The organism is Pseudomonas sp. R62, assembly GCF_000257605.1.
In the GTDB taxonomy this organism is placed as follows: Bacteria; Pseudomonadota; Gammaproteobacteria; order Pseudomonadales; family Pseudomonadaceae; genus Aquipseudomonas; species Aquipseudomonas atacamensis.
On sequence record NZ_JH635999.1, the window covers coordinates 2,167,851 to 2,180,451 of the forward strand.

General features: G+C 61.6%; 9 protein-coding genes. 2 read left to right on the forward strand and 7 right to left on the reverse strand.

Features of this window, described 5'->3' with window-relative positions; translation table 11 throughout:
* From OQK_RS27575 to OQK_RS27605, 7 genes are all read right to left on the reverse strand, one after another.
* Nucleotides 1-1,442 (reverse strand): DHA2 family efflux MFS transporter permease subunit (locus tag OQK_RS27575; protein WP_016775297.1); only part of this gene is annotated, 1,442 nt, incomplete at its 3' end.
* 237 nt (nucleotides 1,443-1,679) lie between these two features.
* Nucleotides 1,680-2,882: an HlyD family secretion protein gene (locus tag OQK_RS27580; RefSeq protein ID WP_016775298.1), complete on the reverse strand. Its 1,203-nt coding sequence runs from the start codon at nucleotides 2,880-2,882 to the stop codon at nucleotides 1,680-1,682.
* A 15-nt stretch (nucleotides 2,883-2,897) separates the two neighbouring features.
* On the reverse strand, nucleotides 2,898-4,367 hold the full coding sequence (locus tag OQK_RS27585; protein WP_016775299.1) for an efflux transporter outer membrane subunit: 1,470 nt from the start codon (nucleotides 4,365-4,367) through the stop codon (nucleotides 2,898-2,900).
* Nucleotides 4,357-4,839, reverse strand: coding sequence for a MarR family winged helix-turn-helix transcriptional regulator (locus OQK_RS27590; RefSeq protein WP_016775300.1), 483 nt, complete (start codon nucleotides 4,837-4,839; stop codon nucleotides 4,357-4,359). The genes OQK_RS27585 and OQK_RS27590 overlap by 11 nt, the downstream gene beginning before the upstream one ends.
* A gap of 248 nt (nucleotides 4,840-5,087) precedes the next feature.
* Nucleotides 5,088-8,762: a translocation/assembly module TamB domain-containing protein gene (locus OQK_RS27595; protein WP_016775301.1), complete on the reverse strand. Its 3,675-nt coding sequence runs from the start codon at nucleotides 8,760-8,762 to the stop codon at nucleotides 5,088-5,090.
* Complete coding sequence (locus OQK_RS27600; RefSeq protein ID WP_016775302.1) at nucleotides 8,759-10,486, reverse strand: autotransporter assembly complex protein TamA; 1,728 nt, start codon at nucleotides 10,484-10,486, stop codon at nucleotides 8,759-8,761. Before OQK_RS27600 ends, OQK_RS27595 begins: the two co-directional genes overlap by 4 nt.
* A 66-nt stretch (nucleotides 10,487-10,552) precedes the next feature.
* Nucleotides 10,553-11,203 carry a GNAT family N-acetyltransferase gene (locus OQK_RS27605; protein WP_016775303.1) on the reverse strand — a complete coding sequence of 217 codons (651 nt, stop codon included), beginning with the start codon at nucleotides 11,201-11,203 and terminating at the stop codon, nucleotides 10,553-10,555.
* Nucleotides 11,204-11,463: 260 nt separating this feature from the next.
* Here OQK_RS27605 and xthA point away from each other — a divergent pair, with 260 nt between their 5' ends.
* Both xthA and OQK_RS32160 read left to right on the forward strand, forming a co-directional pair.
* A complete protein-coding gene (gene xthA / locus OQK_RS27610) occupies nucleotides 11,464-12,276 on the forward strand; it encodes an exodeoxyribonuclease III (RefSeq protein ID WP_016775305.1) in 813 nt (270 codons plus the stop codon).
* A gap of 204 nt (nucleotides 12,277-12,480) precedes the next feature.
* Nucleotides 12,481-12,601: hypothetical protein (locus OQK_RS32160; protein ID WP_443216345.1), on the forward strand; the 121-nt coding region annotated here is incomplete at its 3' end.

A 12,601-nucleotide genomic window follows, 5' to 3' on the forward strand; every position in this document is an offset into this window, starting at 1 on the left:
CCAAGCAACGTGAAGTAATCCACGGTCGACAACATGTACGCCTGGCTGGTGAGGATCTGATCCATCTGCGCATACGCCGACTGGCTCGCCCCGCCCAATTGATTCAAGGTCTCGCGGGTAGCTGGCTCGAACGTGCTGATGCTCTCGCTCATATACGCATGATGCTGATCGGCCCGGCGAATCCAGATCCAGGTGGTCAGCGAGGCCGCGAAGCTGCCGCCCAGTGTCCGCAGGAAAGTCGCCAGGCCTGCGCCGTCAGCGATCTGGCTCGGCGGCAAGTCCGACATCAGAATGCTCAGGGTCGGCATGAAGAACAGCGCCACGCCGATGCCCATGAACAACTGCACCAGAGCGATGTGCTGGAAGTCGACCTCATTGGTGAACTCGGCACGCATGAAGCAGCTCAGGCCGATCGCCAGAAACGCAATGCCGGCGAGCAGACGCAGGTCGAACTTGTGCGCGTATTTGCCGACAAACGGCGACAGCAGCACCGGCAGAATCCCGATCGGCGCCACGGCAAGTCCAGCCCAAGTCGCGGTGTAGCCCATTTGCGTCTGCAACCACTGCGGCAGGATCAGGTTGATGCCGAAGAACCCGGCATAACCCAGCACCAGCACCAGCGTGCCGATGCGGAAGTTGCGATGGGCGAACAGGCGCAGGTTGACCACCGGATGGCGGTCGGTCATTTCCCAGATCACGAACACCGCCAGCGCGACCACGGAAATCGCCGCGCCGACAATGATGAAATTCGACTCGAACCAGTCCAGGTCATTGCCCTTGTCGAGGATCACCTGCAACGCGCCAACGCCAATGATCAGGGTGATCAGACCGACGTAATCCATTGGCTGGCGACTGGTCACCACCGGCCGTTTCGCCAGTTGCGAACGCACCACCATCACCGCAAAGATGCCGATCGGCACGTTGATGAAGAAGATCCACGGCCAGCTGTAACTGTCGGTAATCCAGCCGCCGAGAATGGGCCCGGCAATCGGCGCGACCACCGTGACCATCGCCAGCAATGCCAGGGCCATCCCGCGTTTCGCCGGCGGATACACCGCGATCAACAGCGTCTGCGTCATCGGGTACAGCGGCCCGGCGACCAGGCCCTGCAGCACGCGAAAGCCGATCAGCTCGGGCATCGAAGTGGAGATACCGCAGAGAAACGACGCCAGCACAAACAGCATCGTCGCCCACAGAAACAGCTTCACCTCGCCGAAGCGGCGGCTGAGCCAACCGGTCAGCGGCAGCGCAATCGCGTTGCTCACGGCGAACGAAGTAATAACCCAGGTGCCCTGCTCCGAACTCACCCCGAGGTTGCCGGAAATCGTCGGCAACGCCACGTTGGCGATGGTCGTGTCGAGCACTTGCATGAACGTCGCCAGCGACAGGCCGATGGTGCTGAGCAACAGGCTGGGCGGCGTGAAAGAAGCGTTATTGCTCATTGTGAATCCTATGAAACCTGATGGTCGCTGCGGCCTGATGAACACAGCCGGCCCTGTGGTAGCAGGCCCTTGTGGCGAGGGGATTTATCCCCGCTGGGTCGCGAAGCGGCCCCTCTTTTGGCTCAGGAAAAACGGGCCTGCTGCGCAGTCCAGCGGGGATAAATCCCCTCGCCACAGATAAATCCCCTCGCCACAGATAACCCTCACCACAGAGCCTGCTTCTGATCCGGTGTGCTCTCAGCGCTGCGCGGTCTTGCCTGCTGCTGCGCTGTTGTCGTGAATCAACTGGGCAATCATCGCGTCCGCCTCGGCCAGTTGGCGCTCGTAGACGTTGGTGCTGAACGAGGCTTTCTGCGGCGGTTGCTGGGCCAGCACCGGGCCGCTCTGGTCGTGCAGATTGACCTCGACATTGGTCGACAGACCGACACGCAGCGGGTGCTTGGCCAGCTCTTCGGCATTGATGTGGATACGCACCGGCACACGCTGAACAATCTTGATCCAGTTACCGGTGGCGTTCTGTGCCGGCAGCAAGGCAAATGCGCTGCCGGTACCGGCGCCGAGGCTGTCGACGGTGCCGCTGTATTTCACATCGCTGCCGTAAATATCAGCCTCGATATCCACTGGCTGGCCGATGCGCATGTCACGCAGTTGGGTTTCCTTGAAGTTGGCGTCGATCCACAGCTGATCCAGCGGAATCACCGCCATCAGCGCGGTGCCCGGCTGCACACGCTGACCGAGCTGCACGGTGCGCTTGGCGACGTAACCGGTGACCGGCGCGATCAGGGTGCTGCGGGCATTGGTCAGGTAGGCCTGACGCAGATCGGCAGCCGCCGACATTACGTCCGGATGCGACGAGACCACGGTGTCGTCGACCAGTGCGCTGGTGGTTTTCAGTTGCTGTTTGGCGTTGGCCAGAGCGTTCTGCGCCGAGGTCAGGTCGTCGCGGGCGTGGGACAGCTCTTCCTGGGAAATCGCCCCGCCCTGGGCGAGATTTTTCCGCCGGTTGTAGTTGTCCTGGGCTTTCTGCACTTCGGCCTGCTGCGCATTGACCTGAGCTTTCATGCCGTCGACGTTGCTATACAGGCCGCGCACCTGACGCACAGTGCGCGCCAGTTTCGCCTTGGCACTTTGCAGGCCGACTTCGGCATCGTTGGGGTCGAAGTTGACCAGCACCTGGCCTTCCTGGACCAGATCCCCGTCATCGGCGCCGATGCTGACCACGGTGCCGGTGACCAGCGGCGTGATCTCCACGACGTTGCCGTTGACGTAGGCATCGTCGGTGCTTTCGTTAAAGCGCCCGATGAATTCGTGATAGGCCCAGACGCCGGCAATGGCGAGCAGGACCACCACAGCGAGGGCCAGCAGCATCACCTTGCGTTTGCGCGGGTTGCCGGTGTCCGGGGTGTTGTCTTGAGCTTGGGTGTTTTCGGCAGTGGCCATGACAAATACCTTGAATTAGTAGTGCGACGACGCGGGGCTGGCGTTGGCTGCGTTCAGGTTTTCACCCTGAAAGCCGCCGCCCAGCGCTTGCATCAGTTGAATCGACAGGTCGATCTGCTCGGCATTGAGGGTCGCCAGCTGACGCTGGGCCTGGAGCAATTGCTGCTCGATGCTGAGCACGTCCAGGTAGTTGCCGATGCCGGAACCGTAACGCTGGACGACGGTGTTGTAAGAGTCCTGAGCAATGTCGGTGGCGTGTTGCTGCGCGCCAATCTGCCGGCCGATATCGCGCAGCTGATTGATCGTATCGCCGACATCGCCGAGGGCTTTCACCAGACTCTTGTTGTACTGCGCCACCGCCAGATCGTAATCGGCGTCGCGCGCATCGAGGTTGGCGCGCAGGCGTCCGCCATCGAAAATCGGCAGCGACACGGTCGGCGCGATGTTGAAGAAGCGGCTGGCCGAACCGAACATCGCATCACCCAGCAACGACTCGGCGCCGGCCGAGGCCGATAGATTGAGGTTGGGATAGAAACGGGTTTTCGCCGCATCGATGTCTTTGCTCGCCGCCTCGACACGCCAGCGCGCCGCAACCAGATCCGGGCGGCGGCCGAGCAGTTCCGCCGGCAACACCGACGGCACCGCCACGGCGCTGGCTTGCAGGACTTTCGGTCGAGCGATTTCGTTGCCACGATCCGGGCCTTTGCCGAGCAATACCGCCAAGGCGATTTTCGCGCTGTTCAAGCGTTTTTCCGCGTCGATCAGGCTGGCCTGAGAACTGGCTTCCAGACTCTGGGTTTGCTGGAACTGGTACTGGCTGTCGATCCCCGAACTCAAGCGGCGCTGACTGAGGTCGAGCATTTGCCGGGTGCGCTTGAGGTCTTCGCTGGCGAGGTCGTAAACGATGTGCGCCTGACCGAGATCGCTATACGCAAGGGCGACGTCAGCGGCAAGTGTCAGCTGCGCGGCCTGACGGTCGACTTCAGCAGCGCGAGCCTCGCCGAGTGCGGCTTCCCAGGCATCGCGCTGACCGCCCCACAAATCGAAGTTGTAATTGAAGCCGGCGCTGACATTGCGCACCGTCGCATAGGCACCGCCCTGCCCCAGCGGATCCTGATCACGAGCCAGCCGCGAACGGCTGATGCCGGCGCTGGCGTCGAGGGTCGGATAACGCTCGGCATCGGCGGCATAGGCGGCGGCACTGGCCTGATGGGCGCGGGCTGCGGCGATCTGCATGTCCGGGCTGTCGTGCAGGGCTTCGCGGATCAGGCCGTCGAGCTGCGGATCGCCGAGGCTGCTCCACCAATCGCTTTTCGGCCACGCCGCTGGCGACAGGGTGACGCCGTCCAGAGACTGCGCTGTCTTCAGGCTCTTCGCGTCGAGGCGTTGGCCTTTAGTGTCGAGGCCGTTGTAGTTGGCGCAACCGGCGAGGATCATCGCCGACAACAGCAGCGTCAGACTGCTGCGCAAAGTGTTAGCGCTCATTGTGATCACCTAGACGTTGGATGGTGATCGGGTCACCGGCGGCCAGCAGGATTTTCTTGAGGATGTATTCCAGGGTTTTCAGCTCTTCGCGGGAGATCGCGCCGGCCAGCTCATTCATCGCATCGGCACCGATGTGCGGCAGACGATCAGCCAGTTGCTGGCCCTGCTCGGTCAGTTTCAGTTGCACCTGACGGCGGTCGCCTTCGCTGCGCTGACGAAGCAGAAAAGCCTTCTGCTCGAGACGATCGAGCATGCGCGTCATCGACCCGCTGTCCAGCGACAGATGCCGGCACAGCTCGGCCGGGGTGTCGACGCCGAACTGGGCCATGATGATCAACACCTTGAACTGCGCGGCGGTGATGCCGTGGGGTTCCATGTGGGTATCGATGATCCGGTCCTTGAGCAACGCGGCACGGCCGAGCAACAGGCCGAGGTGGCAATGTTTGAATTCTTCCGGGGTGAAATGCTTCATGGGTCGACCTGATAACTGCCTAGGCAGTGAATGTATGTCGAGATGTTACTGCTTAGGCAGCGAATGTCAACGCAATAGTTAGGGGGCTTGGTAATTAGTCGCTGACCGGCCACGCGGGATCGTTCCCACGCTCCGCGTGGGAATGCAGCCGGGGACGCTCTGCGTCCATTTTTGAGAGCGGGGACGCAGAGCGTCCCTTGAGGCATTCCCACGCAGAGCGTGGGAACGATCATTGAAGGGAGCGAGAGCTAGAAATCCCGCTTGTAGAAGATATCCAGCGAGCTCGCCACGCCGCTCGCCGCTTCGACGTAGACCTTCTTGCTCAGCTTGTAGCGCAGGGCGATGGTGCTGGCCGGTTCGAATACACCCACTCCATAGCGCAGGCTGAGTTTTTCCGAGATGTTGCCGCTGGCGACGACGCTGGTGTCGTTGCCGCTGCCTTGGGTGTCGAGTTGGAAGTCCTGAATACCCAGATCCTTGGCCAGGCCGCTGGTGATCCCGGCGCTGCCCATCAGACCCAGACCCAATGCCGCTTGCGCGAGCATATTGTTATCTTCGCCGCTGGTGCTCAGCGGACGGCCCAGCACCAGGTACGACAGCGCCTGTTCCTGACTCATCGCCGGTTCGGAGAAGATCTGCGTGGTCGGTTGTTCGGCGCTGCCGCTCAGGCGAATACCGGCGATGACGTCGTCGGTCTGGCGGATCGCTTCGATGTCCAGATACGGCTGGTCGATGGGACCGGCGAACAACAGACGCGCGCGACGCACCGTCAGGCGCTGGCCGTAGGCGCGATAGCGGCCGTCGTTGAGCCACAGTTCGCCACGGGTGTCCATGTTGTCGCCGATGTGCACCTGACCTTGCAGATTCGCGGTCAGGCCGAAACCGGCAAAGCTCAGCTTGTCCTGGCCGACGATCACGTCGATGTCCATTTTCATCGCGATCGGTGGTTTGCCCTCCTCGGTCTGCGCACCAACGATGATCGTGTCGTCGGAGACTTTCACGGTTGATGGCGGCAGCTCGCGCACGGTGATTTCGCCTTTCGGCACCAGCACCTTGCCGGCAACTTTCAGCTCATCGCCGGCCATGGAAATCTTCAGGTCCGGGGCCATTTCCAGTTTGGCGTAGGGTTCGACACTGACCGGCAATTGCGTGCCCTTGAGCGCCAGATCGACCACCAGCGCCTGCCCCCAGGCGACGTTGCCGTTGAGGCTGCCCTTGCCAGTCTTGCCGCTGTCCCAGCCACCGTCCAGGCGCACCGATTCGCCGGTGATCGCCGCCGTCAGTTGCAGGTTCTGCAGCTCCATCGGCAGTTCGGCGCCGGACACTTCGCCATCGCTGAGCTGCACAGTGCCGTTGACCAATGGCGCGAGCAGGCCACCGGAAATAGTGCCGCTGCCGTTGAGCCGGCCGGTGAGTTTTTCCACCATCGGCACGAATGGCCGCGCCACCGACAGATCGAGGCCAGAGAGGCGGAACGAGCCGCTCAGCGGTTTGTTTTTCGGCAGCGGATTGAGCTGCGCCTGCACCAGCAATTCGCCGAGTTTGCCGCCGACAAAATTGAGCTCGGTGTCGACGCGCTTGGGCGTGAGCTTGCTGTTGAGTTTGAGGGTCTGGTAGGGGAAATCCAGCCACTGATCCTTGTCGCGCACGCGCAGGGTGCCGCCGCTGGCATCGACACTGACCACGCCGTTCGGGCCGCTCGCCGGCAGGTCCAGTTGCAGATCGGCGTTGAGTCGACCCTGCCAGGCGAAGTCCTTGGGCAACCATTGCGCAAGGCTTTCGATCGGGAATTGCTTGAGGTGATACCGCAGCTTCGGCTCGGGCATCAGGCGCTGGTCTTCGCCACACAGGCTGGCATTGCCGGACAGCCAGCAATGCGCGCCGAAATTGATCTGACCGTCCGCCAGGCGTTCCAGCTTGGCCGGGCTTTGCAGCTTCCAGTCCTGGCCACCGGCCTGAATGTCGCCACTGGCCAAGCGTCCGCGCCAGTTGCCCTTGTCGAGATTGCCGTCCAGCCCCAGCGCCAGTTTCAGCTTCGGTCCGATCAGGTCGAGGTTGAGTTTCTGGCTTTTGATATCGCCCTGAGCACTGGCGGTCAGGGTGCCCAGCGAGGTGTCGCCGGTCTGAATGCCGCTGCCTTTGAGATTGATCTTCGCCCGCTGCGCACTGTCGAGCGTGGCGTCGAGGTTGAGGCTTTGCAGGCGATTGTCCTGGAAGGCCAGTTGCGAACCTTGCAGATCGAGCTTGCCCTGCGGCGCCTTCAGCGTGCCGGCGACGTTGACCTGACCGTTGACCTGCCCGCGCAATTGCGGCCAGAGCTGGGCCAGACGCGGCAGCTTGATGTCGATCTGCCCGCCGAGTTTGTCCTGCAGGCTGCCCTTACCGTTGATGCTGTTGTCGCCGAGGCGGATCTGCAGGGCATTGAGGTTCCAGCGTTCGCCCGCGCCGTCAGCCTTGGCCTGGAGGACCGCCGGCTGACCGCGCAATTTGCCTTTGAGGTCGAGGTCGGCGCTGAGGCTGAGCTGATCATTCTTCATCTCGCCTTTGCTCTGCAACGGCCCGGCCAGAGTGCCCGGCAGTTCGGCGACCCAGTACGCCGGGTTGAGCGCCGACAGATTCAGCGCGGTATCCCAGGCGATGCCGTCGGCGAAGCGCACATTGACGTGCCCTTCGGCCTTGCCCTGCCCGGCCTGCATGACCAGTTGCGGCAAGGCGATCTGTTCGAGGCTGCCGCTGAACGGACTGCTCAAGGTGAACGCCCCGGCCGGGCCATCCAGCGCAGCGTCGAAGTTGCCGAGATACTGACCGTCGGTGTAGGACACTTCGCCAGTGAAAGTACGCAATGCGACTTGTGGCTCGTCGATCTCCGGATAGAGCCGGTGCCACGGGAAGTCTTGCCAGTTGATATTGGCCTGAGCGCTGAGGCCCTTGCTCCAGTCGACGTTGCCGGTGAGTTTGAGGCTTTGCGTGTCGTTGGCGTTGAGGTCGAGCCCGTCAATCTGCGCGCCGTTGGCGTCGACCTTGCCCTTGAGCAGCAGCGCCACTGGCGATTTCTCGGCGGGCAACGTGGCGTTGCCGAGCAGTTGATAACCGTTTTTCAGGTCGCCTTCGCCCGTAAGCACAAGCTGATTGAATTGCAGGGTGTCCGGCAGATCGGCGCTGGGTTTGAACGCGTCGCTGGTGATGCGCAGCTTGGCCGGCAGGTTTTCCGCCAGCGCTTGCAGTTCACCGTTCAACTGGCCGTCGAGGTAGCCACGGCTGTCGGCGTGCAGGTTGAGGGTTTTCAGCAGATCGCCTTCAACTTTCAGCGCCAGCGTCCACGGCTCGCTGCCGGGAGAAGGCAAAGTCAAATCGCCCTGAATCGTCAGCGGCCAGTTGCCGCTCGGTTGCAGCAGGCCGGACAGGTTCAGGCTGAGCTCGTCGCGCTGCAATTTCACGCTGTCGATCTGCAAGCCTTGAGCGGTCCAGTGCGCCGCCAGTTGCAAGCCCTTGAGCTGTTCGCTGCCGTTGAACAACAGGCTGCCGACTTCGACATCGCCCAGTTCAATGGCCAACGGCAATTGCAGGTCCGGCAGTGTGATCGGGCCGCTCTCGGTGGTTTCTTCGCTCGGCGGGAATTGCAGGATCACCTGATCGGCCTTGAGCTGATCGATACACAAGGTCATGCGCGTCAGGCACAGTGGCGACCAGGCGAAGATCGCCTTGTTCAGCTCGACTCGGCTGGTGTCCTGCTGCCACACCAGGTGATCGGCGCTCCATTGCCCAGCGAGGCGACCGTGGAAATTTTCCACGCTCAGGCCCGGCACCAGGCCCAGCGCCCAACGACTGCCGGCCTGCGTGCCAAGCAGTGCGGCCAGGCTCAAGACGATCAACAAGACCAGCGCCAACAAAGTCAGCGCTGTTATTTTCAAACCACGCTTCACAGCTCAGGCCCCATGGAAAAGTGCAGCCGGATGCCGCCGTCGTCGTCCAGCGCGTGCGCCAGGTCAAGGCGGATCGGCCCGACCGGCGAGACCCAGCGCACACCTACACCGACCCCGGTCTTGAGGTCGGGCAGTTCAAGTTTGTTGAAAGAGTTGCCCTGGTCGACGAAGGTCGCGACCCGCCATTTCTCGGCGATCGAATACTGATACTCGACGCTGCCAGCCACCATGTAGCGACCGCCAATCCGTTTGCCATCGGAATTTTTCGGCGACAGGCTCTGATAGTCGTAACCGCGCACGCTCTGATCGCCACCGGCAAAAAAGCGCAGCGACGGCGGAATCGAGTTGTAGCCGTTGGTGGCGCTGCCCCCGACCTGCACGCGGCCGAGCAAGCGGTGCTTGTCGAACACCGTGGTCAGGCCTTTGACCAGCGCGGTGCCATATAAAAGGTTGTTGTCCGAACCGAGGCCTTCCTTGGCGACTTTGCTTTCGAAGCTCAGGCGATAGCCGTTGCGCGGGTCGATGCGGTTGTCGCTTTTGAGGTACGAATAACTGATGCCGGGCATCAGCAACGTGCTCAGGCCGGAGTCGTCGCCGAGTTCGTATTCTTCACGTTGCCATTTCAGCGAGATCACCCGCTGCCAGCCGCTGGGCAACTTGCTGTGCCATTCCGGGCCGAAGGTCAGCAGCTTGCTGAGGGTGTCGGAGCCTTCGATGTCTTCGAACTGATAGCCGCCGGCCCAGCGCAGTTTGTCGGTCAATGGTGGGTCGAGCGGGATGTCGTAGAACAGCCCGACGTTCTGCCGGGGTGCCGAGAGTTCGGCCTCCCAGCCATAGCTGTCGCCCTGCGGGTTGACCCAGTGGCGCGTCCAGTTGGCCTTGATCCGTGGGCCGACGTCGGTCGAATAACCGAGGCCCAGGCCCATGGTGCGCGGCTTACGCGTGTCGAGTTTGACGGCGACCGGAATCACATCGTTCTGTGCTGCCGTCGGTGCTGCATCGACGCGCACGCCTTCGAAATAGCCGCTCGATTGCAGGTCGCGGTTGAGTTCGGCGATCAGTTCCGAGTCGTATGGCTCGCCTGCCTTGAACGGCACCATGCGTTGCAGCAGGTCTTCGTCGAACGGCGTGTCGCCCTCGAAGCTGACTTTGCCCAGCGCATAACGCGGGCCGCTGTCGTAGATCAATTCGATGTCGGCCACGCCCGCGCGCGGATCGACCATGAGTTTCTGGCTGGTGAAATGACCGCTGAAGTAACCGAAGCGCGAGGCCTGATTCTGGATCACCCGTTTGGCGTCTTCGTAACGGCCATGGTTGAGCACGGCGCCGGACTTGAGCAGGTCGCTTTTCGGTACGCGAAAGGATTTCAGCGAGGCCGCCGGGCCGTCGACGCGCACGGTGACGTTGCGCAGGCGAATCGGCTCGCCGGGATCGATGTTCAGCACCAGACGCGGTTTTTCCCCGCCCTTGACGTCACTGTCGATCTGCGGCTGATAGTAGCCCAGAGCCTGCGCCGCTTTGCGCGCCTGCTCTTCGGCACCGCGACTGAAACGCAGCAAGGCTTCTTCGTCGCGATCGCCGAGGCTGCCGATATAGCCTTCTATATTGGCCTTGAGTTCATCGTTGGACGGCTTGATCCGTACATCCAATTCACTTTGCGCCAGCGCCGCGCAGCTGGATAACAGCATCAGCACGCCGCTGGTAAATCTTCGTGGAAACTTCATAGGCGCGGATGCTATCACGGGCTCGGGAGCCTGATAGAACAGGTAATTTGTGAAGAAGTTCGATCGTTATCCCGTTGCTGTTTGTAACACCTGCGGATTGGCGTGGAAAAATACGTGTTCGCGCACCGGCCCGACGGCAACCTCGCCGATCTCCTGATAACCCTGCCTTTTATAGAATTCCAGGTAGCGTGGGTTGCCGGTGTCGAGCACCACGCCTTGCGAGGTTTCATCGACGGCGCACCAGTTGTGCACGGCGGTGAGCAATTGTTCGCCGTAATGCTTGCCCTGGAACTGCGGATGCACACCGAGCAGCGGCAGCATGTGCACCGAGTCACCCGGCACGCATGCAGCAACGGCATCGTGGTATTCCAGATAACGCCGGGTGCAGCGAAAACCGGTGCTGAGCACCATGCGCAAGCGCCACGCCCAGCTTTCGGTAACGCCCAGGCGCCGTTGCGGCGGTGCGATCAGGGCAATGCCGATCAAGCGATCGTTGACCAACAGGCCGATCGCCGGCAGGTCCTGGAGAAAATGCTGTTTGACCAACTCGCGAACCGTCGCGCGCACGCGTTGTTCGTAGCCGGGACGTTCGGCTTCGAACAGGTAGCCGAAGGTCGGCTCGTGGCGATAGGCCTGATACAGCAACGAGCGGGCTTCGCGTGAATAGCCGCGGTCGAGCATGTGGATGTCGGCAACGGCGGACTGGGTTTCAGGCATTGCAGTGATTCTCCCCGGAGGCGCGCTCGGAGGCTGGCGCGCTTGTTGGTACGAACCTTGGGCGGGTGATGTGGTTCCCCTGACAGGTATAGACCAAGTCGGGATCTTCATCGATCTTGCCGGCCTCTTCGCGAGCAGGCTCGCTCCCACAGAGGCGCTGCATAGGGCATCACAAATCCCACAGGCCAAAATGATTTCTCCCACACTGGCCCATCTCCCCCATGTCAGCTAGCATCGCCCTTTTGCCAGGACTGCCGACCATGAAGATTGTTTCCTTCAACATCAACGGACTGCGTGCCCGTCCGCATCAGCTGGCAGCGCTGATCGAAAAACATCAGCCCGACGTGATCGGCCTGCAGGAAACCAAGGTCCACGACGACCAGTTCCCCCACGATGACATCCGCGCCCTCGGCTACCACGTGCACTTCCATGGCCAGAAGGGCCATTACGGTGTCGCCCTGCTCTCGCGCAACGAACCGATCACCATTCATAAAGGCTTTGCCACCGATGAAGAAGACGCGCAGCGGCGCTTTATCTGGGGCACTTTTGCCGATGCCAACGGCGTACCGGTGACGATCATGAACGGCTATTTCCCCCAAGGTGAAAGCCGTGACCACCCAACCAAATTCCCTGCCAAGGAGCGTTTCTACAGCGACCTGCAAGCGCTGCTGGAAAGCCAGTTCCACAATGAACAGCCACTGGTGGTGATGGGTGATGTGAACATATCCCCGGAAGACTGCGACATCGGCATCGGCCCGGACAACATGAAGCGCTGGCTGAAAACCGGCAAATGCAGCTTCCTGCCGGAGGAGCGCGAGTGGATGGCGCGCCTGAAGAACTGGGGCCTGACCGACAGCTATCGGCACCTCAACCCCGAGGTGAGCGACATGTTCAGCTGGTTCGACTATCGCAGCCGTGGTTTCGAAGATGAACCGAAGCGTGGTCTGCGCATCGATGTGATTCTGGCGTCCCATGGCCTGCTGCCACGGGTCAAGGATGCCGGCGTGGACTACGAACTGCGCGGCATGGAAAAACCCTCGGACCATGCGCCGATCTGGCTTGAGCTGGCCTGATTCGCGAGTTGCCTGAGATCCCTGTGGGAGCGAGCTTGCTCGCGAAGGCGGAGTGTCAGTAATCAGATATGTTGCTGATACGCCGCCTTCGCGAGCAAGCTCACTCCCACAATTGATATTTACACCCTTCAATCCCTGTCATATTTCGGTCACGCGCCTGACTTAATCTCCCCGGCAATCCCCTTGGCTTGATTCGGTGCCGGAATGACCCTGCGTGTTCTCTGCGTTTTCCTGTTGAGTGGCTGGCTGTCGGTGTCCGCCGCCGCCCTGCCGATCCCCGAAAACGGCCCGGCATTACGCATTCAGGGCTCCAACACCATCGGCG